The sequence below is a fragment of the Actinomyces qiguomingii genome, from assembly GCF_004102025.1.
In the GTDB taxonomy this organism is placed as follows: domain Bacteria; phylum Actinomycetota; class Actinomycetes; order Actinomycetales; family Actinomycetaceae; genus Actinomyces; species Actinomyces qiguomingii.
Window position 1 is genome coordinate 1,762,681 of the sequence record NZ_CP025228.1, and the last position, 24,626, is coordinate 1,787,306.

Annotated in this window: 18 protein-coding genes and 1 tRNA gene; 12 read left to right on the forward strand and 7 right to left on the reverse strand. The window is 67.8% G+C overall.

Going from position 1 to position 24,626, the window contains the following annotated elements; all coding sequences use genetic code 11:
- Positions 1-183: 183 nt before the first annotated feature.
- Positions 184-260 (reverse strand) — tRNA-Leu (locus tag CWT10_RS07205).
- A gap of 66 nt (positions 261-326) precedes the next feature.
- On the opposite strand from CWT10_RS07205, the gene CWT10_RS07210 reads away from it, so the two are divergent.
- Entirely contained in the window at positions 327-938 is a 612-nt protein-coding gene (locus CWT10_RS07210; protein WP_103064333.1) for an ANTAR domain-containing response regulator, read from the forward strand.
- A gap of 20 nt (positions 939-958) precedes the next feature.
- Here the strand turns inward: CWT10_RS07210 and CWT10_RS07215 are convergent, their stop codons facing one another.
- Entirely contained in the window at positions 959-1,483 is a 525-nt protein-coding gene (locus CWT10_RS07215) for a PaaI family thioesterase (protein ID WP_103064334.1), read from the reverse strand.
- An 89-nt stretch (positions 1,484-1,572) separates the two neighbouring features.
- Between CWT10_RS07215 and polA the strand changes: the two genes are divergently transcribed.
- From polA to CWT10_RS07255, 9 genes are all read left to right on the forward strand, one after another.
- Positions 1,573-4,281 carry a DNA polymerase I gene (gene polA / locus CWT10_RS07220; RefSeq protein ID WP_233188406.1) on the forward strand — a complete coding sequence of 903 codons (2,709 nt, stop codon included), beginning with the start codon at positions 1,573-1,575 and terminating at the stop codon, positions 4,279-4,281.
- A gap of 241 nt (positions 4,282-4,522) precedes the next feature.
- On the forward strand, positions 4,523-5,977 hold the full coding sequence (gene rpsA, locus CWT10_RS07225) for a 30S ribosomal protein S1 (protein ID WP_103064336.1): 1,455 nt from the start codon (positions 4,523-4,525) through the stop codon (positions 5,975-5,977).
- Positions 5,978-6,111: 134 nt separating this feature from the next.
- Complete coding sequence (locus tag CWT10_RS07230; RefSeq protein WP_103064337.1) at positions 6,112-7,824, forward strand: hypothetical protein; 1,713 nt, start codon at positions 6,112-6,114, stop codon at positions 7,822-7,824.
- 112 nt (positions 7,825-7,936) lie between these two features.
- Positions 7,937-8,254, forward strand: a complete 318-nt coding sequence (locus CWT10_RS07235) for a DMT family transporter (protein WP_103064338.1) — start codon at positions 7,937-7,939, stop codon at positions 8,252-8,254.
- An 87-nt stretch (positions 8,255-8,341) separates the two neighbouring features.
- On the forward strand, positions 8,342-8,920 hold the full coding sequence (gene coaE, locus CWT10_RS07240; protein WP_103064453.1) for a dephospho-CoA kinase: 579 nt from the start codon (positions 8,342-8,344) through the stop codon (positions 8,918-8,920).
- A gap of 117 nt (positions 8,921-9,037) precedes the next feature.
- The gene (locus CWT10_RS16765) at positions 9,038-9,193 is read left to right on the forward strand and encodes a hypothetical protein (RefSeq protein ID WP_158247710.1); all 156 of its coding nucleotides are present in this window, start codon (positions 9,038-9,040) and stop codon (positions 9,191-9,193) included.
- Positions 9,194-9,237: 44 nt separating this feature from the next.
- The gene (gene uvrB / locus CWT10_RS07245; RefSeq protein WP_103064339.1) at positions 9,238-11,334 is read left to right on the forward strand and encodes an excinuclease ABC subunit UvrB; all 2,097 of its coding nucleotides are present in this window, start codon (positions 9,238-9,240) and stop codon (positions 11,332-11,334) included.
- 285 nt (positions 11,335-11,619) lie between these two features.
- Positions 11,620-12,684, forward strand: a complete 1,065-nt coding sequence (locus CWT10_RS07250) for a TerC family protein (protein WP_103064340.1) — start codon at positions 11,620-11,622, stop codon at positions 12,682-12,684.
- 96 nt (positions 12,685-12,780) lie between these two features.
- Positions 12,781-15,234 carry an HAD-IC family P-type ATPase gene (locus CWT10_RS07255; RefSeq protein ID WP_103064454.1) on the forward strand — a complete coding sequence of 818 codons (2,454 nt, stop codon included), beginning with the start codon at positions 12,781-12,783 and terminating at the stop codon, positions 15,232-15,234.
- Between the two features lie 26 nt (positions 15,235-15,260).
- Here the strand turns inward: CWT10_RS07255 and CWT10_RS07260 are convergent, their stop codons facing one another.
- Positions 15,261-15,545, reverse strand: coding sequence for a YciI family protein (locus CWT10_RS07260; protein ID WP_086615570.1), 285 nt, complete (start codon positions 15,543-15,545; stop codon positions 15,261-15,263).
- Positions 15,546-15,620: 75 nt separating this feature from the next.
- Here CWT10_RS07260 and CWT10_RS07265 point away from each other — a divergent pair, with 75 nt between their 5' ends.
- Positions 15,621-16,418 carry a hypothetical protein gene (locus tag CWT10_RS07265; RefSeq protein ID WP_128683332.1) on the forward strand — a complete coding sequence of 266 codons (798 nt, stop codon included), beginning with the start codon at positions 15,621-15,623 and terminating at the stop codon, positions 16,416-16,418.
- A 259-nt stretch (positions 16,419-16,677) separates the two neighbouring features.
- On the opposite strand, the gene CWT10_RS07270 is transcribed toward CWT10_RS07265, so the two are convergent.
- The 3 genes from CWT10_RS07270 to CWT10_RS07280 all read right to left on the reverse strand — a co-directional run bounded on the left by CWT10_RS07270 (position 16,678) and on the right by CWT10_RS07280 (position 19,967).
- Complete coding sequence (locus tag CWT10_RS07270; protein WP_103064342.1) at positions 16,678-18,894, reverse strand: hypothetical protein; 2,217 nt, start codon at positions 18,892-18,894, stop codon at positions 16,678-16,680.
- The gene (locus CWT10_RS07275) at positions 18,891-19,574 is read right to left on the reverse strand and encodes an ABC transporter ATP-binding protein (protein WP_199176399.1); all 684 of its coding nucleotides are present in this window, start codon (positions 19,572-19,574) and stop codon (positions 18,891-18,893) included. The genes CWT10_RS07270 and CWT10_RS07275 overlap by 4 nt, the downstream gene beginning before the upstream one ends.
- Positions 19,575-19,652: 78 nt before the next feature.
- On the reverse strand, positions 19,653-19,967 hold the full coding sequence (locus CWT10_RS07280) for a hypothetical protein (RefSeq protein ID WP_103064344.1): 315 nt from the start codon (positions 19,965-19,967) through the stop codon (positions 19,653-19,655).
- A gap of 397 nt (positions 19,968-20,364) precedes the next feature.
- Here CWT10_RS07280 and uvrA point away from each other — a divergent pair, with 397 nt between their 5' ends.
- On the forward strand, positions 20,365-23,217 hold the full coding sequence (gene uvrA, locus CWT10_RS07285) for an excinuclease ABC subunit UvrA (protein WP_103064455.1): 2,853 nt from the start codon (positions 20,365-20,367) through the stop codon (positions 23,215-23,217).
- Here the strand turns inward: uvrA and pdxR are convergent.
- Entirely contained in the window at positions 23,180-24,622 is a 1,443-nt protein-coding gene (gene pdxR, locus CWT10_RS07290; RefSeq protein WP_103064345.1) for a MocR-like pyridoxine biosynthesis transcription factor PdxR, read from the reverse strand. The two genes, uvrA and pdxR, sit on opposite strands and share 38 nt — an antisense overlap.
- Positions 24,623-24,626: the final 4 nt, after the last annotated feature.

A 24,626-nucleotide genomic window follows, 5' to 3' on the forward strand; every position in this document is an offset into this window, starting at 1 on the left:
GACTTAGTTCTGCCTACCCTAAATTGTCGTGACTGTTTTGTGAACCTCTGACGGTTCGTCAGATAGTTGGGATGCCGCGGGGCGGCCGCGCTCCGCTGCCGCAGGGCTGTTGGTGGGAGTTGGTGGGGCATGCCTTTCGCCCGGAGCCGCTTTCGTTGCGGTTCCGGGCGAATCTGTGCCTGTTGGTACCTCCGGTGGGATTCGAACCCACAACACTCCGATTTTGAGTCGGATGCCTCTGCCAATTGGGCTACGGAGGCGTGCGTGCCAGCGTACTCGGCGGCGCGCGGACCTCGCAACGCGGGAGATCATACTAGGATCGAGGCGTGAGCAACGAGTCGACTTCCTCCCGAACCCGCAGAGTCCTTGTCGCCGAGGACGAGACCCTCATCCGCCTGGACATCGTCGAGACGCTGAACGATGCCGGCTACGAGGTGGTCGCCGAGGCCGCCGACGGGGAGGAGGCGATCCGCCTTGCCGGCGAGCACGAGCCGGACCTGTGTGTCATGGACGTGAAGATGCCCGTGTTGGACGGCATTACCGCGGCTGAACGCATTATCGAAGCGCACGGCTGCGCCGTGGTGATGCTGACGGCCTTCTCGCAAACCGAACTGGTGGAGCGCGCCGGTGCCGCAGGGGCCATGGCCTACGTGGTCAAGCCCTTCACCCCGGCAGACCTGATCCCCGCTATCGAGGTGGCCATGTCCCGCCATGAGGAGATTCGCTCCCTGGAGTCGGAGATCTCCGACCTGCAGGAGCGCTTCGAAACCCGCAAGCGTGTTGACCGCGCCAAAGGCCTGCTGATGGAGCGGATGGGGCTTAGTGAGCCCGAAGCCTTCCGCTGGTTGCAGAAGACCTCCATGAACCGCCGCCTGACCATGCGTGAGGTGGCCGACGCCGTCATCGAACAGGTCGGCGGGGCCAAGAAGGAGTCTTGAACAGCTCGGGCAAGGGTCACTCAGGACCCGTCGACCTCGACATACAGGCAGCGCAAGCTGCCGTGGGCAACGACGTTTCCGTCCTCGTCGCTGATCTCCACCTGGTAGACGGCGCTGCGACCGCCCCGGTGCAGGGGTGTGGCCACGGCTGTGACCCAGCCGCGCCGGGCTGGCCTGAGATGACTTACCTGGAGTTCGGCACCGACCGGGACCGTGCCAGCAGGACCGCCCTCCCGCGCCGCCACGGACGCAGCCGTCTCCACCAGTGCCGCACTGGCACCGCCGTGTAGCGTCCCCGTCACCTGCCGGGCCCCGTCCACAGGCATGCGCACTACCGTGCGTTCGGCAGAACGGTCTTGCAGCTCCATGCGCAGTGTCGCCATCAGCGTATCGCCCTCGGTGCTCGCCAATCCGGAGGTTCCCAGGGCGCTGGTGGCTGATACTGCGGAGCCGGCGGGCCGCGGCACCGGGAAAGGGCGGGCCGACTTGGCCGGGAAGGCCACGGGCACATCTGCATTGCGGGATACGGGGTCCTTGTCGCTCATGCCCTTAGGCTGTCACGGTGAGCACCACCGAGACCAGCCCTGCCGACCCGGATGTTTCCGGTCGTCTTCTCCTGATAGACGGCCACTCCATGGCGTTCCGCGCCTTTTACGCGCTGCCCGCTGAGAACTTCACCACCAGCACCGGGCAGTCCACCAACGCGGTTTACGGCTTCGTGTCCATGTTCCTGTCCCTGCTGGAGCAGGAGCGCCCCACGCATGTGGCCGTCGCCTTCGATCTGCCCGGCGGCACCTTCCGCACGCAGGAGTACGCCGACTACAAGAGCACCCGCGAGGAGACGCCGCCGGCCTTCGTCGGTCAGGTGGAACTGCTCCAAGAGGTGCTGGGGGCCATGAGAGTTCCTGCCATAACCTCATCGGGCTACGAGGCGGACGACATTCTGGCCACTGTCGCCTCTCAGGCTCAGCGCGCGGGCATGGAGGTGCTCATATGCTCCGGGGACCGCGACTCCTTTCAGACAGTGACCGAGAACTGCACTGTGCTCTACCCCATCAAGGGCGTGTCCACCCTGCGGCGCATGACCCCGGCGGAGGTCGAGGACCGCTACGGCGTGTCTCCCGAGCGTTACCCGCATCTGGCTGCGCTGGTGGGTGAGACCTCGGATAATCTGCCAGGCGTGCCTGGGGTTGGCCCCAAAACCGCTGCCAAGTGGATCCGCCTGTACGACGGGCTTGACGGCATCATCGCCCACGCCGACCAGATCAAGGGCAAGGCCGGCCAGTCCTTGCGCGACCACCTCGACGACGTGCTGCGCAACCGCCGCCTGAACCACCTGCTCACCGACCTGGATCTGGGACTCGATCCCGTCGTCGACCTGAAGCTGAGCGGCGCCGACCGGGAGGAACTCGCCCGCATCATGGACGCCCTGGAGTTCCGCACCCTCAAGCGGCGCTCCGAACGCATCCTGCCCTTCGCCGATGGGACCGTCGCGGCCCAGGCGACTGCCGCGGATTCGCCCGCGGACGGACTGGAGACCGTAGCCATTGCCGTGGTGGGATACGACGTCGATCCCGGTGGCGTGGCCACCTGGCTCGAGGCCAGGCTGCCCCGGCGCGAGCAGGTCCCGCTCGGACTCGACGTCGGCGGGGTTCTGCGCCCTGGTCAGGGGGATGCGACCATGATCGCGCTGTCCGACGGCGAGGCGGCGCTGGTGGCCGACCTGTCGCTGCTCGACCCGGCCGACGAACAGGCGCTGTCCGCCCTGCTGGCCGACGCCGACCGGCCCAAGATCGTCGCTGACGCCAAGGGGTCCTGGCATGCCCTGCGTGCCCGCGGAATCCACCTGGACGGGGTGGTGGCCGACCCGTCGCTGGCCGGGTACCTGTGCCGTCCCGAGCAGCGCTCATACGACGTCGCCTCACTGGCGCAGCGGTGGCTCGGCGTCGACCTGGAGGCGCTTGCCACACCACAGAGCGACCAGGCGCAAAGTTCCTTCGACCTGGAATCCCTCGTCGACGACGCCCCCGCGGCTACCGCGCTCGCCGCTGCCCACCGGGCGACTGTGCTACTGCCCTTGCAACGGGCTCTGGAGGAGCAGATGCGCCAGCGCGGAGTCCTGGACCTGTACCTGGACCTGGAGATGCCGGTGTCGGCGACGCTGACGCAGATGGAGGACGCCGGCATCGCGGTCAACGACCGTGTCCTGGCAGCGCGGCAGACCGAGTTGGACGCGCGCGTGACTCACGCCGCCGAGGGTGCCTTCGCCGCCGCCGGGCACGAGCTCAACCTGTCAAGCCCCAAGCAACTGCAGACGGTGCTCTTCGACGAGCTGAAGATGCCCAAGACCCGCCGCACAAAGACCGGCTATACCACCGACGCTGATGCGCTGGCCTCCCTGTATATCAAGACCAGTCACCCCTTCCTGGAGCACCTGCTTGAGCACCGCGACGCCATCAAACTGCGGCAGACCGTGGAGGGGCTGCGCAAGGCGATCATGCCCGACGGCCGTGTCCACACCACCTTCCAACAGACCATCGCGGCCACGGGACGACTGTCATCCACTGAACCCAACCTGCAGAACATCCCCGCCCGCACCCAGGAGGGCATGCGCATTCGCGAGGCTTTCACCGTCGGAGACGGGTACGAGTGCCTGCTGACCGCAGACTACTCCCAGATCGAAATGCGGATCATGGCGCACCTGTCCGCGGATGAGGCGCTGATCGAGGCCTTCCGCTCCGGAGAGGATCTGCACCGCTACGTCGCCGCCATGGTCAACGGCATAGATGTCGCCGAAGTCACCTCCGAACAGCGCAGTCACGTCAAGGCCATGAGTTATGGGCTGGCCTACGGACTGTCCACCTTTGGATTGGCGCGCCAGCTCGGAGTCGAAACCGCCGATGCCGCCGCCCTGCGCGAGGCCTACTTCGCCCGCTTCGGACGGGTGCGCGAGTACCTGGAACATGTGGTGGAACAGGCCCGTCGCGACGGTTGGACCCAGACCATGTTCGGGCGCCGCCGCTACCTGCCCGATCTGAACAGCGACAACCGCCAGCGCCGGGAAATGGCCGAGCGCGCCGCCCTGAACGCCCCCATCCAGGGAAGCGCCGCCGACATCGTCAAACAGGCGATGGTCGATGTCGCCGAGGCGCTTGCCGCCGCGGATCTGCGTTCGCGCATCCTGCTGCAGATTCATGACGAACTGCTGCTGGAGGTTGCCCCGGGGGAAGTCGATGCCGTAGAGGAACTGGTGCGTGCGCAAATGAGCGGGGCGGCGGAGTTGTCGGTGCCGCTGGAGGTGTCCGTCGGTCGCGGATCCACCTGGCGCGACGCCGCCCACTGACCCCTCCAAAGAGCGACACCGAGGCTAGCGTGAGGAATTGCACGTAAATACGGGCCGTCTTTGTGACACGCCCACAAGTCACGGATTGGGAACGTGCTGGTATGGTTCCACACGCACGCCCCTGGGTGCCGTTCACGGCATCCAACCGCGGTGCGGCGTCGGTCCGGGCCGGCACGCGCGGCGGGGGACGTGTGGAATCTATTGACCCGACCCTTCTGTCCATATTCGGAGCAACCACTCAATGACCACCACTACGCCCAGCCCCGCCCCGGTCGCCGTCAACGACATCGGCTCGACCGAGGAGATCCTCGCCGCCGTCGACGAGACCATCAAGTACTTCGACGACGGCGACATCGTCGAGGGCACCGTTGTCAAGGTCGACCGCGATGAGGTCCTCCTCGACATCGGCTACAAGACCGAGGGCGTCATCCTCGCTCGCGAACTGTCGATCAAGCACGATGTCGACCCCGAGGAGATCGTCTCCGTCGGTGACGAAATCGAGGCCCTAGTCCTTCAGAAGGAGGACAAGGAGGGCCGTCTGCTGCTGAGCAAGAAGCGCGCCCAGTACGAGCGCGCCTGGGGCACCATCGAACGCATCAAGGAGGAGGACGGCGTCGTCTCCGGCACCGTCATCGAGGTTGTCAAGGGCGGCCTGATCCTCGACGTCGGCCTGCGCGGCTTCCTGCCCGCCTCGCTGGTGGAGATGCGCCGGGTGCGCGACCTGCAGCCCTACGTCGGCCGTGAGCTCGAGGCCAAGATCATCGAACTGGACAAGAACCGCAACAACGTGGTCCTCTCCCGTCGCGCCTGGCTCGAGCAGACCCAGTCCGAGGTTCGCACCAACTTCCTGCAAACCCTGCAGAAGGGCCAGGTCCGCACGGGCGTGGTCTCTTCCATCGTCAACTTCGGTGCCTTCGTGGACCTGGGTGGTGTGGACGGCCTGGTCCACGTCTCCGAGCTGTCCTGGAAGCACATCGATCACCCCTCCGAGGTCGTCGAGGTCGGCCAGGAGGTCACCGTCGAGGTGCTCGACGTCGACTTCGACCGCGAGCGCGTCTCCCTGTCGCTTAAGGCGACGCAGGAGGATCCGTGGCAGGCCTTCGCCCGCACTCACGCCATCGGTCAGGTTGTGCCCGGCAAGGTCACTAAGCTGGTCCCCTTCGGCGCGTTCGTGCGTGTGGAGGACGGCATCGAGGGCCTGGTGCACATCTCCGAGCTGGCCCAGCGTCACGTGGAGCTGCCCGAGCAGGTCGTCAAGGTTGGTGACGAGGTCTTCGTCAAGGTTATCGACATCGACCTGGACCGCCGCCGTATCTCCCTGTCGCTTAAGCAGGCCAACGACGGTGTGGACCCCAACTCTGACGACTTCGACCCGTCGCTGTACGGCATGGCCGCGGAGTACGACGAGAACGGCAACTACAAGTACCCCGAGGGCTTCGACCCGGAGACCAACGAGTGGCTGGAGGGCTACGAGGCCCAGCGGGAGGCCTGGGAGGCCGAGTACGCGGCCGCACAGGCACGCTGGGAGGCCCACAAGGCTCAGGTCGCCCGCGCCCTGGAGGAGGACCAGGAGGAGGGCGAGGCCGCCCCGGCCGAGACCGCCACATCCTTCTCCACCGCGCAGTCCGAGGCCACCGGCACTCTCGCCTCCGATGAGGCGCTCGCCGCGCTGCGCGAGAAGCTGACCGGCAACTGATTCCGGCTGCAGGCGGCCGTCGGCGTCGGTCTCCACGGCCGGCGTGACGAGTATCCACGATCGAGGCCCGCCCACCATCAGGTGGACGGGCCTCGATCGGCAAGTCCGCGAATCCACCGAGTACGGGAGTGATAATGACGACCTGGGATGAGCTCGCCCCGCTGATCCGGGACGCCGGTGATCCGCGCAGCCCGCAAACGCAGCAGCGGCTGTATCGGCTCATTGTCGCCGATCCGCCCGCAGGCGAGCCGTCGGCGGGAGCGGCGGAGGAATTCGCCGGGGCGCTGTCGGCCGTGGACCGAATCTGGTTGGCCGGGCTGGGAGAAGATCCTGATCGGCCCAGCGACGACATCGACGCGGCCCTTGCCTCCTGCACCGCCGCGCGCCGCGGTGCGGGCCTGTCAGTGCTGCCGCTGCGCTATGCGCAGGTAGAGCTGTGCACCTACTACGGTCGCAGCGCCGACGCCCTGGAGAACCTGCGTGTGGCTCGCCTGTTCTCCTTCGACACGGTCGATCTGGGCGCCACCCTGGCGACGGCGCGCATGCACGACGACTACTCCGGCGTCATCCGCACTACGACGGCGGTGCCCACCCGGCCCGAGGCCGACCCGGCGGGCACCGCCCTGAGACTGTCGGCCGGCCTGCTGCCCTATCTAGCCCAGCACCGGCGGGTGGAGGCGGAGGACGCCCTGGCTTCACTGACGCTGCTCAAGGCACCCGTTCCATTGCGACTGCGGCTGCTCGGGGATGAGTTGGAGTACCTGGGACTGTCGGGGCAGTGGGAGCGGGGACTCGCCCGGCTGCGCCACACGGATCTCACCGGTGAGGAGTCAAGTGCCTGGAGCCTGCTCAATGCCGCCGTGGGCACCAGCCTGGTCCTGCGCGAGGCCAATCGGGCGGGATACGGAGCCAACGCCATTGGCTCGACCCTGAACTGGCCCAACCAGTGGGTTGAGTCGCCGGCAGTGACCGGCTGGGACACCGTCGTCCACGCCTACGACGCGGTCACCGCCTTCGCCCGCGCATTGGCGGCCTGCTTCGACAGGCGCAACGGCAACAACACCATCTCCTACCGGGCGGAGTCCCGCATGGCGGCGGAGGCGGCCGGATTGGCAAGCCGCTCCTATGGCACCGTTACCGGTCCTGCCGTCCCCGCGCCCAGACTCACGGATCGTCGCGCCCTGCTGGCGGAGGTCGACCAGCTGTTAGTGCTAGCCCGCGGTTACGGTCTTCAGTCCGTTCACGAGCGAGCCATCACCACCGCGGAGGTCGTCGGCCAGTCCCTTGCCGAAGTGGTCGACGACTCCCAGCTGGAGGCGGTCGTTGACCTGCGCATTGCCTTTGCGCGCCTACTGTTGGAGCTGGGTGCCGATGAGCGCGCCGAGAAGGAGGCGCTGGACACCACCGAGCTGTGCCTGTCACAGGGGTGGGTGGAGCTGGCCTGTGCCAGTTTGGCCACGGCCGCTCGCGGCACCCACGCGCGCGCGGATCGGGACGCCACGCAGACGCATTGGACCCGGATGGGTGAACTGATGGATACCTGGCCGATGGGGCGTCTCGGTGAGCGGATCGGGACGTTAGTGGAGGCGGTCGGGAATCCCGAGACAAGCGCCCTGGCCCTGATTGCCCTGGCCGAACGAATGGCTGAGGGCGTGTCGGAGGACCATACGCGGGCGTCGGCGGCCCGGGAGGCGTGCAAGCGCTGCCGTGAGCAGCTCGAACGCAGCAAGACACCACCGCCAGGGGTCACCGACCGCATCCTGGCGGTGGAGCAGACCATCGCCCCCTACGGCCGTGGTCGGGGCGGCCGCCATCGAGCCGAGGAGCAGGCGGAGGAAGAAGAATAATCCGCGTGGATGCCAGAGGCTCGGCCCGCGGGAAGCTGCTAGCCTAGCCCCACCCGGGACGACCCGGAGTCCACGGATCACACTTGGGGACGGCCCCGCGGAAGGTGCGTGCATGTCCTGGCTGATATTGGTCGGCTCCGGCCTTTTCGAGGCTGTCTGGGCCACCGCACTGAGCCGGTCCGAGGGATTCACACGGTTGATGCCCACGGTTGTGTTCCTACTGGCCTGCCTGACCTCGATGACTGGGCTGGCCTATGCGCTGCGGGAGATTCCTGTTGGCACGGGATACGCGGTTTGGACCGCGGTGGGGGCGGCCACAACCGCAGTATGGGCGATGTCCACTGGCGCCGAGCCGGTGTCCCTGGTGCGGGTGCTGCTGCTAACGGGGCTGATCGCGTGCGTGGCCGGGTTGAAGCTGACCGAGGGGTGAAGCGGGCATGATGGTGCCATGAGCACTGCCATGTTCAAGGCCTCCACCCGCATCCCGCGCCCTCGGCGCACCGGGCGCGCCCTGTATGTGGGGCTGACCGGCGGTATCGGCGCCGGCAAGTCGGAAGTCGCCCGCCTGCTGGCGGCCCGCGGAGCGGAGGTCGTGTCCGCCGACGCCATTGCCCGTGAGGTGGTGGCCCCCGGCAGCGAGGGCCTCACGGCGGTTGTCGCCGAGTTCGGGGAACGGGTCCTGGGGGCGGACGGAGCCCTGGATCGGTCCGCACTCGGCCGCATTGTCTTCGCCGATCCGCTGCGCCGCGCCCGCCTGGAGGAGATCATCCTGCCGCTTGTGGCCGCGGAGGCCTGGGCGCGCCTGGAGGCTGCGCCGGTGGACGCGGTGGCGGTCTATGACGTCCCTCTGCTCGTGGAGGGGCAGATGGAGGGCATGTTCGACGTCGTCGTGGTGGTGGAGGCGGAGTTGGAGACCCGGTTGGCGCGTCTGGAGCGCCGCGGCCTGGAGCGGGAACAAGCCCTGGCGCGCATCGCCTCCCAGGTCACCGACGCCGAGCGGCGCGCCGTCGCCGACGTCGTGCTGACGAACTCCGGATCCTTGGAGGAGTTGGCGCGCTCCGTTGAGGAGCTCTGGCAGCGGCTTTCCGCCATGTAGGCGGGATGCGGGTCGGGCAGGAAGCGCTCCCCATAGGAACACCAGCGCGGGCGCAATAGCCTCATTGCCAGGACCCGACCGACCCTGCCGGTAATGGACCAAGGAAGGAACTACACCATGCGTGCCCCGCTTCTGACCCCAAGAGCTGCCCTCGCGCTGACCTCAGCGACCCTCATCGGCGGTCTGGCGGCCGGTGCCACCGACGCCCAGGCGCGCAGCTATCCCTACCTGTTCTGGGAGGGCGGCTGCGATCAGCGCACAATGACCTCCTGAGGCACGCGTAGAAGGTGTCGTGGGTGGCGCGTAGCCTTGGAGCCATGCGTCCCGTAACCGACCTGCGCCGCGCCGCCAAGCCCTTCGAGGTCATCAGCCCCTACACGCCCTCCGGTGACCAGCCCACGGCGATCGCCGAGTTGGCCGAACGGCTGAACGCGGGGGAGAAGGACATAGTGCTGTTGGGTGCCACCGGCACCGGCAAGTCGGCAACCACCGCCTGGCTGGTAGAGCAGGTGCAGCGCCCCACCCTCATCCTGGAGCCCAACAAGACCCTGGCCGCCCAGATGGCCGCCGAGTTCCGCGAGCTGCTGCCGAATAACGCGGTGGAGTACTTCGTCTCCTACTACGACTACTACCAGCCGGAGGCCTACGTCCCCCAGACGGACACTTTCATTGAGAAGGACTCCTCCATCAACGACGAGGTCGAGCGGCTGCGCCACTCCGCCACCAACTCCCTGCTCACCCGCCGGGACGTGGTGGTGGTCTCCTCCGTGTCCTGCATCTACGGCCTGGGCACCCCCCAGGAGTACGTCGACCGCATGACTCCTCTACACGTGGGGGAACAGATCGACCGCGACGAGCTGCTGCGGCGCTTTGTCACCATGCAGTACACGCGCAATGACATCGACTTTACCCGCGGCACCTTCCGCGTGCGTGGAGACACTGTGGAGATCATCCCCATGTATGAGGAACTGGCCATCCGGGTGGAGTTCTTCGGAGATGAGATCGACGCCCTGGCCACCCTCCATCCGGTCACCGGAGACATCATCGACAAGGTGAATGAGGTGTTTGTGTTCCCCGCCTCCCACTATGTGGCCGGACCCGAGCGCCTGGAGCGGGCCGTTGCCGGTATCGAGGAGGAACTAGCCGAGCGCCTGGCGGTGTTGGAGCGCGACGGCAAGTTGCTGGAGGCGCAGCGGCTGCGCATGCGCACCACCTACGACCTGGAGATGCTCCGGCAGATCGGCTCCTGCTCCGGGGTGGAGAACTACTCCATGCACATCGACGGCCGCTCCCCGGGCACGCCCCCCAACACGCTGCTGGACTACTTTCCCGAGGACTTCCTGCTGGTGATCGACGAGTCCCACGTGACAGTCCCGCAGATCGGCGCCATGCACGAGGGTGACGCCTCCCGCAAGCGCACCTTGGTGGATCACGGCTTCCGCCTACCCTCCGCCCTGGACAACCGGCCCCTGACTTTCGCCGAGTTCGAAGATCGGGTGGGGCAGACCGTCTACCTGTCCGCCACCCCCGGCCCGTATGAGACCCGGCGCGCCGACGGCGTGGTAGAGCAGATCATCCGTCCCACCGGGCTCGTGGACCCCAAGATCGTCGTCAAGCCCACCGAGGGGCAGATCGACGACCTGCTGGAGGAGGTGCGTCGCCGTGTCGACAAGCACGAGCGCGTCCTAGTCACCACGCTGACCAAGCGCATGGCCGAGGACCTGACCACCTACCTCGCCGACCGGGGGGTGCGCGTGGAGTACCTGCACTCCGATGTTGACACCCTGCGCCGCGTGGAGATACTGCGCTCGCTGCGGCTGGGGGACTTCGACGTGCTGGTAGGCATCAACCTGCTGCGTGAGGGCCTGGACCTGCCGGAGGTGTCGCTGGTGGCGATCCTCGACGCCGACAAGGAGGGCTTCCTGCGCTCATCGACCTCCCTGATTCAGACGATCGGGCGGGCCGCCCGCAACGTCTCCGGTGAGGTGCACATGTACGCCGACCAGGTCACCCCCGCCATGACGGAGGCCATTGAGGAGACCGAGAGGCGCCGCACCAAGCAGCTCGCCTACAACGCCGCCCGCGGCATCGACCCGCAGCCGCTGCGCAAGAAGATCGCCGACGTGACCGACATGCTCGCCCGCGAAGACGTCGACACCGCCGAGCTGCTGGCTGGCGGTTACCGCGGACACGAAGAGAAGCAGGTCGTCTCCCGCCGCAAGCAGGCAGCCGAGGCCACCGTGCGCGAGAAGCTCGCCGGGGCAGCCCAGTCGGACCTGGCCGGGCTGATTCAGGAACTAACCGCCCAGATGCACGCCGCCGCCGAGGACCTGCACTTCGAGCTGGCCGCGCGTCTGCGCGATGAGATCCAGGACCTGAAGAAGGAGCTGCGTGACATGCGGGCCGCCTCCTGAGGTGGTATCGACCGGCGTTGGGGAGCACGTCGGCGTCGGCAACCCCACACCGCGTGGGACCGCCCCGGGTAGCGGGTCCGCCGGGCCACGGCGATAGACTCGGGGCATAAGCCCATACGGAGGGGAGTACTCCCAGCAACAGCGACGTCGTCATCACGGCAGGCCGGACCGGCACCGCACCGCGGCAGCCCCGGCCCCCGGCGTCGCAGGCCAGAAGACGGGTGCCGTCCGCGCCCCTGGCGGGAGGAGACCTCCGGTACCACAACCGTACCGGAGGTACATGTAGTGGATGTCCACGCCCTCGGCTGGCTCGCCCTGGCCGCCGTCATCGTCACGATGATCACGATCGACATCGTCGGTCACGTCCGCACCCCGCATGAGCCCACCCTGAAGGAAGCCGCCCAGTGGTCCATCGGCTACATCGCCATGGCGGTGGCGTTCGGCGGCATCGTGTGGGCGATCTGGGGCGGTACCTACGGTCAGGAGTACTTCGCTGGCTACATCACCGAGAAGGCGCTGAGCATAGACAACCTGTTCGTGTTCGTCATTATGATTGCCGCCTTCCGGGTGCCTCGGAAGTATCAGCAGGAGGTGCTGCTGGCTGGCATCATCATCTCCCTGTTCCTGCGGCTGGCCTTCATTCTGGCGGGCGCCGCCCTGATCGAGAACTTCTCCTGGATCTTCTACCTCTTCGGTGCCTGGCTGGCGTGGACGGCCGTGTCTCAGGCGCTTGAAGGTGTGGAGGAGCCCGACGCGCACGACGACGAGGAGTACCGGCCCACAGGTTTGGTGCGTCTGGTGGCCAAGGTGGTGCCCATGACCGACGGATTCGTCGGCGGCAAACTCATTCACCGGCACGCCGGCCGCACCATGATCACTCCCATGCTGCTGTGCGTGATTGCCATCGGCACCGCCGACGTGATGTTCGCCGTGGACTCCATCCCGGCGATCTACTCCCTGACCAGCGAGCCCTACCTGGTGTTCGCGGCCAATGCCTTCTCCCTGCTGGGGCTGCGGCAGTTGTACTTCCTGATCGACGGGCTGCTGGACCGACTGGTCTTCCTGCACTACGGGCTGGCTGCAATCCTGGGGTTCATTGGATTCAAGCTGATCAACCACGCCCTGCACACCAATGAGGTGCCCTTCATTAACGGCGGCGAGCCCTGGCAGGTCATTCCCGAACCCGACATCGGCGTCTCCCTCGGATTCATAGTGGTGGTGATTCTCATCACCGTGGTGGCCTCGGTGCTCGTCTCACGCCGACGCGCCCGGCGGGACGAGAGCGAGGCGGCGGACGGCGGTATCGGCCAGTCCACGCATGCGACCGTCACGGCACAGTCCGGCGCCTGAATCGCCAACACGCTGAGACCTTCTCAGGAAGTTCCGGGCAGGAAAGTACATGCTGACCCCGTGACCACGACACCCGCCACAACCGCCCTGGCCACCATGCCGGATACGACCGGGCTGACGAGCCATGAGGTCGCCCAGCGCGTCGAGGCCGGGAAAACCAATGCCTACCGGGACCGCAGCTCTCGCTCCGCCGCCGCGATCCTGCGCGCCAATGTCTTCACCGTATTCAATGCGATCCTCGGCACCGCGCTGGTGCTGATTCTCCTGTTTGGCTCCTGGAAGGACGCCCTGTTCGGCTTCGTGCTGCTGCTGAATACGGCCACCGGCACCATTGCGGAAGTACGCGCCAAGCGGGCCCTGGATCGCCTGTCCGTCCTGGAGGCCCCACGTGCCCACGTGCTGCGCGACGGAGTCGAGCAGCAGGTGGATGTGGCCGAGGTGGTGCTCGACGACGTGCTGCGGCTGCGCAGCGGCGAACAGGTCCCCGCCGACGCGGTGGTGCTGACCAGCGACAACCTGGAACTGGACGAATCGATACTCACCGGTGAGTCGGCCCCGGTGCGGCCCACGCCGGGGGACCGGGTCATGTCCGGCACCACCGTCACCGCGGGCACGGCCCTGGTGCGTACCACGGCGGTCGGCGCCGACGCCTACGCCCACCGGCTGGCCCGTGAGGCCCGCCGCTACTCGGTGGTCAGCTCCGAGCTGCAGGAGGGCACCAACCGGGTGCTGCGCTGGATCTCCTGGGTGATTGTGCCCGTGGCCCTGTTGCTGGTTTGGTCGCAGCTGCGGCAGAACGGCGGCGTGACGCAGGCCCTGACCTCCGGGCAGTGGCGCTTCGCGCTGGTGGCCGGGATCGCCGGCGTGATCGGCATGGTGCCGCAGGGGCTGGTGCTGCTCACCTCCGTCAACTTCGCCACCGCCTCCCTGGCGCTGGCGCGCCGAAACGTGCTGGTGCAGGAGCTGCCCGCCGTCGAGGTCCTGGCCCGGGTGGACACCCTGTGCCTGGACAAGACCGGCACGATCACCACCGGCGCGATCCGCCTGGAGGAGGTCACCGCCCCCGACGGCGGCGCCCCGGGGCGGGAGGTGCTGGAGGCGCTGGCCGTCGTGAGCGGCGGCGAGGACCCCAATGCGACCGCCGTCGCCGTCGCCCGCGGGCTCGCCGGGGCGGACTACCTGGGGGAGAGGGCCGCCGCGGTCGGCTCCCGCTCGGTGGAGGTCGCCGTACCCTTCTCCTCACGACGCAAGTGGTCGGCCGTACGCTACGACGCCACCACTTGGGTTCTGGGTGCGCCGGAGATCGTGCTGGGAGGCGTTCAGGGCGGCGAGGAAGTGTTGGTACGGGCGCGCGAGCGTGCCGCCGACGGCGCCCGAGTGGTGGCGCTGGCCCGCTCGAGCGAGCCCTGCGGGGAGGGCGCCGAGGATCATCTGCTGCCCGGTGGTCTGGAGGCGGTGGCGCTGGTGGTGTTGGCCGAGGAGGTCCGCCCCGATGCCGCCCAGACCCTGGACTACTTCCGGGGGCAGGGCGTGGAAGTGAAGGTGATCTCCGGGGACAACCCGGACACGGTTGCCGCCGTGGCCCGCCGCGCGGGCGTGACCGGGCCGGATGGTGGAGAGCCGGTCGCCGTCGACGCCCGCACCCTGCCGCAGGAGGCGGAGCCGGACGGACCGGAGGCCGAGCGCCTGGCCGACGCGCTGGAGGGGGCGAGCGTGCTGGGGCGGGTCACCCCCGAGCAGAAGCGCGCCTTCGTGCGGGCGCTCAAGTCGCGGGGCCGGGTGGTGGCCATGACCGGCGATGGCGTCAACGACGCCCTGGCCCTGAAGGACGCCGACCTGGGCATAGCCATGGGCAACGGGGCGCCCGCCACCAAGGCGGTGGCCCGACTGGTGCTGCTGAAGGGGGAGTTCTCCGCCCTGCCGGGCGTGGTGGCGCAGGGCAGGCGGGTCATGGCCAATACCGAGCGCATCGCCTCGCTGTTCCTGGCGAAGACCGTTTACGCCTCGCTGATCGCCGTGGTGGTGTCCATGACCGCCATCGCCTATCCGTTCCTGCCGCGGCAGCTGACCATCGTGTCGTCCCTGACCATTGGCGTCCCGGCCTTCATTCTCGCTCTGGCCCCCAACTCCCGCCGCTACCGGGCCGGCTTCCTGGGCCGGGTGCTGACCCTGGCGGTTCCGGCGGGACTAGTGGCCGGCTGCGCCACCCTAGCGGCCCGCACCTGGCTGGTCGCCTCCGGGGCGGCACAGGCGCAGGTGACTACCGGCGCCACCCTGGTGCTGGTGTGCGCCGGACTGTGGCTACTGACGCTGACGGCCCGGCCGCTGCTGGGCTGGCGGCTCGGCCTGGTGGCGGCGATGGCCGGAATCGCGGTGCTGGGCGTGTTCGTGCCTGCGGTGCGCGACTTCTTCCTGCTGGCCTGGCCCGCGGCGGGCACCTGGTTGGTGATCCTGATCGTCTCCGCCGCCGCGGTGGCGGGCATTGAGGCGGTCTACCTGCTGCGCCCCCGCCTGGTGGACCACCTACGCGGCCGTGGCCTGGTGAACTGACCTGATTATCGGCGGGCGGCGGGGTCTCAGGCCAGGACGCCGATCACCGGGTTCCACTCGTGGGGGATGCGCTCGGCGATGAAGCCAGCCTGGTTGAAGGGGTCCTCCTCCAGCAGGGCCAGGGCTCCGGCGGCGTCGTCGGCGCGCACCACGATGAGCGCGTCATGCGTGCCCACGTAGGGGCCGGCGGCGAGCAGCCGGTCCTGCTCGGCCAGCGCGGCGTTGAAGGCGCGGTGGGTGGGGCGGAGGGCGGCCATGGCCTCGTCCTGGTCGGTGACGTAGTGGTACTCGACGGCGAAGATCTTGCTCATGCCGCCAGCCTAGCCATCCTCCGGCCCGGCCGTCTGCCTCCGGGATGCGCGTCCTTGATCGGCTACGCTCGCGCCATGCTGTGCCGTATTCCCGAGTGGACGATCCGGGCGCCGCAGTCCCCGATTCCCCGCGAGGTCGTGAAGGTGGGCGGTCTTCCGCTCGGGTGGCCCGTCGACAGGGGCTGGCCTCTATGCGCCGAGTGTGGCCTGCCGATGTCCTTCCTCCTCCAGGCCGGGGAGTCCGCGCAGCTGCCTCACACGCCTGCGGGTCAGGTCATGTTCGTGTTCAAGTGCGAGCGTTACAGCATCTGCTCCTTTTGGGAGCCGGCCACGGGCCGCAACCGCGTTGAGCTGGTTGGCTTCGGTGAACTGGGTGATATGGCAGTAGCTGCGCCAGAGGGCACACCGGTGCTGCTCGAGCTGTGGGCGCTGCGGTGGCGCGTGCACGACGACGGCGTGGATGCATCCCTGGAGCCCGCGTTCTTCGATGCCCGACATGCCGCTTTGCCGGAGAGTATTGCGTACCCGCACGACTTCGATTTCACGCTCCAGACCAAGGTCGGCGGCCTTCCCTACTGGACGGTGAACGGGACCGAGGCTTTCCGGTACTCCGGCGGCACGGTTCTCACCGAAGGAGGAGACTGGCACTTGGTACTCCAGCTCGACACCGCGCTGAAGGTGGTTGACCCCATCGATGCAGTGCAGGCCTACGCAGACTCCCACCCCGTGGGGCCGGCGCGCGAGGGCGCCGCGGAGGTCTATCCGGAGGACGGAAGTGTTGGAATCGCGAACTTCTGCCTGGACGGGACCGGCTATGTGCTCGTCGATGAATCATCGCAGTCTCCGGAGCCGGTGTTCCTGATCAGCCGCTGACGGGGCCGGCTTATGGAGACGCCCGAGCCGCCACATGGCGGGGGCGATCCGGACCTTGTCCGTGGCCGCGGCGGATGCCTGTCGCGGCCATCTCTCGCAATTCACGACCTTGGGGTGTGGTTTACGACCTTGGGGTGGTCGTGAAACGCACCCCAAGGTCGTAAAACGTATGCCCGCCGCCCAGGAAGAGGCGGGAGCAGCGGCTCAGGAGCCTTGGCGGTGGTGCCGGGTGAGGGACCGGTGAGACGCGTACGGGCGGTCAGGGGCGCCAACGGCGGGTGGCACGTCCAGTGGCGCGCGCCGCGCTGATGCTGGCAATGGCTGCTACCAGCACCGTGATCGCCAAGCAGACGGCAACGTACGCGCTGCTGGGCTGCCATGTGGCGATGTCGTTGTCCGTGGAGATTCGGGCCATGCCGATCGGCAAAACGCGGTAGAGGACCGTTGCGGTCAGCCCGGCTGCGAGCACGATCACGCCGGTGCGCCAGCGGGCCGTCGAGGCTGCGCATGACACCGAACCGGACAGAGCGCCCACAGGCGCCAGGTTGCGGGCGGCACGCGCGGAGTCATGCGCCAGTGCCAGCCCGAGCACGATCGCCAGCACCGACAGTCCGACGGCGCCCAGGGTCACGGTCCAGCGGGCGCGGATGTACTGCACCTGACCGGCGGTAATCCACTCCTGCGGCTGGGTGATGATCTGCACACCAGGGGCATTTGCATGCAGCATCCGCTCGATCCCGCGCATATCGAGATCCGCGCCGTTCACCGACATGAGGTAAACGCCGCTGCCGGTCTCGTAACCGCGCATGATCTGGGCGGGGTCGGTCGTTGGAGTGATCTCAATGTCGGTTGCGCCGGCGAGTTCGTACACCTGCCCGAGGACGGGAACGTTCGTCAACAGTTCGGTGGCCGCGACCTGCTGTTGGGCGCAGTCCAGCCCCCAGGAGGACAGCAGCTCGCAGCCGGCTTCGATATGGGGCACCGGTTCGGCGTCGGCCGCATCCGACTCGTCGAAGTCGGTTCCGGCAGAGAATGCCCCAACCTCATTGGGCAAGAGCGCAACCAGATCCTCGGAAGCAGCGGCCGCATCCAGATGGTCAAGGACGGCGACCTTCTCACCCCACCTGTTCAGGGTTTCTACTGACTCGAAGTACTGCGGGGACATGGAACTCGCCCACAGCTGGATCTGGCCTCCGGCCAGCAGCGCCAGCGTCATCGCCAGTGCCAGATGGCTACTGGCCTTGGACAAGGACACCAACTGGCGGCCTGCGATCAGGCGCCCGGCGTGACTGCGACGGTAGCCCCAGCGGGCCAGCATCCGCCCACACCAGGCGGACAACGCCGTCACGACTCCGGGCAGCGCCAGCACTGTGAGCACCACGCCGATTGCATAGGCGAACTGCTTGAACACGGAGGAGGGATTCCACAGCGGGAACCAAATCGCCAGAAGCAAACCGCAGATGAGCAGCAGCGACGGGCTGGCTTTCTGCCAGCGGCGGTGATGCCGCCGGGGAACGGCGACGTGGCGGCCGCGCCCGCGGCCGAGCAGCACAATGGCGACGGTAAGCACCGCGCCGATCAGCAGGGCGGCAACAATGGGGCAGGCCAACCGGCGCGTATCCGCGGCCGGGAACCAGGCGTCCACCCACGGAACGCGCACATCCATGTACATGGCAACGCCGGTGAGCGCCCCCGCGAGCACAAAACCGCCGAGGATTCCCGGCCAGGTCTCCGCCAGGTCGATGACCGCCAGGTCGCGGCGGCGCAGACCGGAGGTCACCAGGGCGGTGATACGCCGCCGGTTCTCCTCCCCACGCAGCGAGGAGGCGGAGGCGGTGGCTCCGAGGGCGGGGAGCAGCAGCACCCCGGCCACCAGCAGCAGTACCTCCGCCACGGGCGAGGCGTTCAGTGAGCCGGAGCCGGCGTAGGCGCCGCCCTCAACCACTGCACCGAAGCCGCAGATCGACTCCATCCCATCCGCGTTGAGTGCCTGTTCGGTTGGGCGCAGGTACACGCGCCGCTCCTGTGGCACCTCCAGGCCGTCCAGGCCGATCTCGGCGGAGATGGGGCCGAACAGCCCCTCCAACTGCCCGGTCAGGTCTCGGGCGAGGGCGGGGGAGACCACGGCCTCGCCGGGCTCGGGCCACTGGTCCACGCCCGGGGGCAACGGGGCGTCGTCGCTCAGTGGGGAGAGGACGATGACGGTGACCGGGCGGTTGTTCACCTGGGTAAAGCCGCCGAAGCGGTACAGGACGGTGGCCTCCTGCGCGTCGCACAGCTGCGGAGCAATGGACTCGGCGCGCTCCCGGTGCAGGGCATCCCCGAACCAGGTCAGTGCGAGGCCGGCCAGGCTCAGGCACAGCAGACACGTCCCCAGGAACAAGGCCACGGTCTGGGTGCGCGCGAGCAGCCGGGACTCCGAGTGCCGCAGGCTGGTGCCGATGCGCAGCAGACCGGACAGCAGACGACGGTTCATCGGCCCGCCGCCAGCCCGGATTGGTGATCCGTCGCCGTCAGTTTCCCGTCGGTCAGCGCCATGACGTGATCTGCGCGCTGTGCAACCATGGGGTCGTGGGTGACCAGCAGGATGGCGCAGCCCAGCTGATGCGGTAGGGCCACCAACGTGTCCATGACGCGGTCGCGGTTGGCGGGGTCCAGTGAACCGGTGGGCTCGTCGGCGATGAGCAGTTGTGGGGAGTTGATGAGTGCGCGGGCGATGGCGATGCGCTGGCGCTCACCACCGGAGAAGGAGGACGTGGCCCGTTCCTGCACGGTCAGTCCCAGCTCGGCCAGGATCGCGCGGGCGCGCTCCTCGGCTTCGGTGGCGGGCACGCCCGCCACCAGCGCCGGCACGATGATGTTCTCCACGGGGGTCAGCTCATCGATGAGGTAGCCGTCCTGGAAGACCATGCCGATGTGCTCGCGGCGAATGCGGGCGATGCTGGCACTGTTGCCGGCCTGCATGGCCTCGCCGCAGATGGTGATGGAGCCGGCGTCGGCACGCAGCAGTCCGAGGATGGCGGACAGCAGAGTGCTCTTGCCGGAGCCGGAGGGGCCGATGAGCGCGGTGGTGGTGCTTGCCTGCAGAGTCAGATCCAGGGTGTCCAGGACGGTGCGCTCCCCGAAGGAGACGGTGAGGCCTTGAACGGTCAGCACTTCCTCAGGCTTATCATGAAGAAGGGCTGACCGTTGCTGCGGCGTGGGACTCATACGCACACAGTATGCGATTGTTCGTCAGCGCCAGGCACTGCACCTGTCGGATTGCAGTTGAAGATTGACGCAGGCTCGGACTGCAGTCACCTTGAAGTTGTACGTCTTGGAGACGGTCGATCCGTAGCCGGAGTGGTTGTTCAGGCGGTTGCCGGTGTGGTTGGCGTTGCCATAGACGGCGTGGTCATCCCCCTTCGTGTCCGTGACGTAGAGCGTGTTACCAGAGTTCCACGCCTTGGCGGCTCCGTCGCTAGTGACGGCTGTTCCTGCCAGTGCGGGCGGCGTTGCAATGAGGGAGGTCGGAAGCGCTGCGACTGCAAGGGATCGGCGGATTTGCATGTCAGTATCCGTTCAGGGGAAGGGACATGAAGACCTTTTGCCTTCCGCTAACAGCCTGCATGTGTGGTCTGCTGTACGCAACCCTGCGTGCTAGCGTGCGCCAAATCGATGTCTAGCGGGCACTGCGGTATCTTGCATTACGCGATGTCAGCGTCGTGTGTGTTGTTGCTTGTTTGCGGGTGCTTTTGTTTATCGATTGGTCGAAATGACCTCTGACCTGGAGATATGTCGTGACGCTTCTTTCGTGTCGCGTCGTGCGTCGCCATGTGCTGCATGGTTGGTGAGTCTGGCGGCTGACGAGCGTGGGTGAATTGTTATGCGAAGGTGTAGCTGGATGGCTGGGCGCACAGTCGAACGGGTGTACGAAGGTGGGGCCTTGGCCCTACACTCTGACCCCGTGAACGACTCCCTCATCATCCGTGGCGCCCGCGAGCACAACCTGCAGGGCATCGGCATCGACCTCCCGCGGGACAAGATGATCGTCTTCACCGGCCTGTCCGGCTCGGGCAAGTCCTCCCTCGCCTTCGACACGATCTTCGCCGAGGGGCAGCGCCGCTATGTGGAGTCGCTGTCCTCCTACGCCCGCCAGTTCCTCGGTCAGATGGACAAGCCCGACGTCGACTTCATCGAGGGCCTGTCCCCGGCCGTGTCCATCGACCAGAAGTCCACCTCCCGCAACCCCCGCTCCACGGTGGGCACCGTCACCGAGGTCTACGACTACCTGCGCCTGCTGTACGCGCGCGCCGGCATCCAGCACTGCCCCGTCTGCGACGCCGTCATCTCCTCCCAGACGCCCCAGCAGATCGTCGACCACATCCGGGAGCTGGGGGACGGCACCCGCTTCCAGGTGCTCGCCCCCGTGATCCGCGGCCGCAAGGGCGAGTACACCGAGCTGTTCACCGAGCTGCAGGGCCGCGGCTTCTCCCGCGTGCGCGTCGACGGCGCCACCCACCGGCTGGGGGAGGTGCCCGCCCTGAACAAGAAGCTCAAGCACAACATTGAGGTGGTGGTCGACCGGCTGGTGGTGCGCGAGGGCATCCGCCAGCGTCTGACCGACTCGGTGGAGACCGCCCTGGGCCTGGCCGACGGCCTGGTCATCATCGACCTGGTGGATCTGGCCGAGGACGACCCCGGCCGCACCCGCCGCTACTCCGAGAAGCGCGCCTGCCCCAACGAGCATCCGATCCAACTGGATGAGATGGAGCCGCGCACCTTCTCCTTCAACGCCCCCTACGGCGCCTGCCCGGCCTGCACCGGCATCGGCACCCGCCTGGAGGTCGACCCCGAACTCGTCGTCCCCGACGAGGAACTCACCCTGGCCGAGGGCGCCGTCGCCCCCTGGGCCGGCCACCAGAAGTACTTCACCCGCCAGCTCCAGGCACTGGGCGAGGAGCTCTCCTTCGACGTCGACACCCCCTGGCGGGCCCTGCCTGAGCGCGCCAAGGATGCGATCCTGCGCGGCAAGGACTTCGAAGTCAAGGTCCGCTACCGCAACCGCTGGGGCCGGGAGCGCATCTACTCCACGGGCTTCGAGGGCGCCCTCAACTACGTCATGCGCAAGCATGACGAGACCGAGTCCGAATGGTCCAAGGAGCGCTACGAGGGGTACATGCGGGAGATCCCCTGCCCCGTATGTAACGGCACCCGGCTCAAGCCGGAGGTGCTGGCGGTGCGCGTGGGAGACAAGTCCATCGCCCAGCTGTGCGACCTGTCCATCAGCGAGTGCCGCGACTTCTTGGCCGGGCTGGAGCTGACCGGCCAGGCCGCCCAGATCGCCGGCAGCGTCCTGAACGAGATAGCCGCCCGCCTGGGCTTCCTCGTCGACGTCGGCCTGGACTACCTGAGCCTGTCCCGCGGTGCCGCCACCCTGTCCGGCGGGGAGGCGCAGCGCATCCGCCTGGCCACCCAGATCGGCTCCGGGCTGGTCGGCGTGCTGTACGTGCTGGACGAGCCCAGCATCGGACTGCACCAGCGCGACAACACCCGTCTGATCGAGACTCTGGAGCGTCTGCGGGACCTGGGCAATACGCTGATCGTCGTCGAGCACGACGAGGAGACCATCCGCTCTGCCGACTGGGTGGTGGACATCGGCCCCGGGGCGGGGGAGCGGGGCGGCCAGGTCGTCTACACCGGTGAGGTTGCCGGCCTGCTGCAGGCCGACGCCTCGATCACCGGCGACTACCTGTCCGGCCGTCGTGCTATTGAGATGCCAGCCAGCCGCCGCAAGCCAGTCAAGGGAAGATCCGTTACCGTAGTTGGCGCCCGGGAAAACAATCTCAAGGACGTCACCGTCACCTTCCCGCTGGGCGTATTCACCGCCGTCACCGGCGTGTCCGGCTCCGGCAAGTCCTCCCTGGTCAACTCGATCCTGTACCAGGCGCTGGCTAATCGCCTCAACCGCGCCCGAGGCGTGCCCGGGCGGCACAAGACTGTGCGCGGCTTGGACAACCTGGACAAGGTCGTGCACGTGGACCAGTCGCCCATCGGCCGCACCCCGCGCTCCAACCCCGCCACCTACACGGGCGTGTGGGACCACATCCGCAAGATCTTCGCGTCCGTACCCGAGTCTAAGGTGCGTGGTTACGGCCCCGGCCGCTTCTCCTTCAACGTCAAGGGTGGGCGCTGCGAGGCCTGCAAGGGTGACGGCACCCTTAAAATCGAGATGAACTTCCTGCCGGATGTGTACGTGCCCTGCGAGGTGTGCGGCGGCGCCCGCTACAACCGGGAGACCCTGGAGATCCGCTACAAGGACGCCACCGTCGCCGACGTTCTGGACATGACCATCAGCCAGGCGGCCGACTTCTTCGCCGCCACCCCCATCATCGCCCGGCACCTGAACACGCTGGTGGAGGTCGGCCTCGGCTATGTGCGCCTGGGGCAGGCCGCCACCACCCTGTCTGGCGGTGAGGCCCAGCGCGTCAAGCTCGCCACGGAGCTGCAGCGCCGCTCCACGGGACGCACCATCTACGTGCTGGACGAGCCCACCACCGGCCTGCACTTCGAGGACATCCGCAAACTGCTGGGCGTGCTGCAGGGACTGGTGGACAAGGGCAACTCCGTGGTGGTGATCGAACACAACCTGGATGTGATCGCTAATGCCGACTGGATCATCGACATGGGTCCAGAGGGCGGCAAGGGGGGCGGCACCGTCGTCGCCACCGGCACCCCGGAGCAGGTCGCCGGTGTTGAGGGCTCCTGGACGGGGCGCTACCTCAGACAGATGATGGAGCAACGGCGGGCGGCGAGCTGACCGGCTCCGCCGCGGGCGGGCAGAAGCCCTGGCAGGCCCGCTCCGGAGGAGATTGAAGGCAAAAGGGAACGAGCACCTTCCGCAGCCGCAACAGCAACTCCTGCAGGTATGCGGGTGTGCGGGCGCCGAGTCCCAGCACCACGCCCGGGCCGACCGGCGCCCCCGGGGAGGCCCAATAGGTCGATATTGCGGCCACGCCCAGGCCCGCGCGGTGACAGGCTGCCACGGCATCCGCCTCATCCGCCTGCGGCGCCAGCAGGACTACGGCGTGAAGGCCGCCCTCCATCGGGACACCCTCGGGGAAGACCTCGGTGAACAATTCCCGCCGCTTTCGTTCGATCCGACGTGCCTGGGCCACATGGCGGCGCAGGCCGTCCTGGGACAGGAAGCGCGTCATCGCATCCTGCACGATCCCAGACACGGGCACACACAATGGGCGCATCCGCGTCGTCACATCTTCCGGGGCCACCAGGTAGCCCAGGCCGACGGCGGGGCTGAGTGTCTTGGCGAAGGAACCCAGCATGACCACGCGTTCGCGAGGATCAAGAGACAGCAGGGGTGCGGGTGCGCTGCGCAGCTCGGCGTCATAGTCGTCCTCAATGATCATGGCCCCCGCCCGGCGTGCCGCCGCCAGCAGGGACAGGCGCTGCCCGGCGGGCATGCGCTCACCCCACGGGAACTGATGATTCGGCGTGACCAGCACCGCCTGCGTCCCGGTGGGAAGCTCAGGGGACCCCTGTACGTCCCGGAAGGCCGTGGTGTCGACCGGGACCGTGCGCCAGCCCAGTGCCCGGGCAATCCCGATCAGCGAGGGATAGCCGGGCTCTTCAATCGCCAGTGCCCCTGCACTCAGGTCTCCTTCACAGCCACCGATCGCGGACAGGGCCAACCGCAGGCCGTCGCGTGCCCCGGCAGTGACCAGGATGTGCGCCGGATCTACATCGACCTGCCGGGTGCGTCGAATATGTGTGGCCAGCAGTTCGCGCAGCTCGGCTGAGCCGGAGGCGGGGTGTGGCCGGGGATCGGCGGCGGCGGCCCGCCAGGCGGAGCGCCACAGTCCGGTGGTGAGCACCCCGGTTACGGGTGCCCCCGGCTTGAGCTCGGTGGGTGGAGAGGTCTTAGTCGCCGCCCGGGCGACGGCGCGTCTGCGCGGCTGGGGTCCGGGCAGTTTCGGATTGACACGGGTGCCGCCGTGGGTGGCGATGAGAAAACCTTCGGCGACGAGCTGGTCGTAGGCGGCCACGACACTGCCACGTGAGATGCCGAGATCGCGCGCGAGTACCCGGGTGGCCGGCAGCGGATCCCCGGGGGCGAGGCCGCCGCGGGCGATGCGGTCGCGAATGTCCACCACCACCTGCTGGGGAATCGGCTGCCTGCGGTCAATGATTAGCACACTGCCTCCCATGCCT

Coding starts and splice junctions, on each gene's coding strand:
- CWT10_RS07230 (WP_103064337.1), top strand. CDS start 6,112: ATGACGACCTGGGATGAGCTCGCCCCGCTGATCCGGGACGCCGGTGAT.
- pdxR (WP_103064345.1), bottom strand. CDS start 24,622: ATGGGAGGCAGTGTGCTAATCATTGACCGCAGGCAGCCGATTCCCCAG.
- CWT10_RS07265 (WP_128683332.1), top strand. CDS start 15,621: ATGCTGTGCCGTATTCCCGAGTGGACGATCCGGGCGCCGCAGTCCCCG.
- CWT10_RS07235 (WP_103064338.1), top strand. CDS start 7,937: ATGTCCTGGCTGATATTGGTCGGCTCCGGCCTTTTCGAGGCTGTCTGG.
- CWT10_RS07280 (WP_103064344.1), bottom strand. CDS start 19,967: ATGCAAATCCGCCGATCCCTTGCAGTCGCAGCGCTTCCGACCTCCCTC.
- CWT10_RS07255 (WP_103064454.1), top strand. CDS start 12,781: ATGCCGGATACGACCGGGCTGACGAGCCATGAGGTCGCCCAGCGCGTC.
- uvrB (WP_103064339.1), top strand. CDS start 9,238: ATGCGTCCCGTAACCGACCTGCGCCGCGCCGCCAAGCCCTTCGAGGTC.
- rpsA (WP_103064336.1), top strand. CDS start 4,523: ATGACCACCACTACGCCCAGCCCCGCCCCGGTCGCCGTCAACGACATC.
- CWT10_RS16765 (WP_158247710.1), top strand. CDS start 9,038: ATGCGTGCCCCGCTTCTGACCCCAAGAGCTGCCCTCGCGCTGACCTCA.
- CWT10_RS07215 (WP_103064334.1), bottom strand. CDS start 1,483: ATGAGCGACAAGGACCCCGTATCCCGCAATGCAGATGTGCCCGTGGCC.
- CWT10_RS07270 (WP_103064342.1), bottom strand. CDS start 18,894: ATGAACCGTCGTCTGCTGTCCGGTCTGCTGCGCATCGGCACCAGCCTG.
- CWT10_RS07260 (WP_086615570.1), bottom strand. CDS start 15,545: ATGAGCAAGATCTTCGCCGTCGAGTACCACTACGTCACCGACCAGGAC.
- polA (WP_233188406.1), top strand. CDS start 1,573: ATGGCGTTCCGCGCCTTTTACGCGCTGCCCGCTGAGAACTTCACCACC.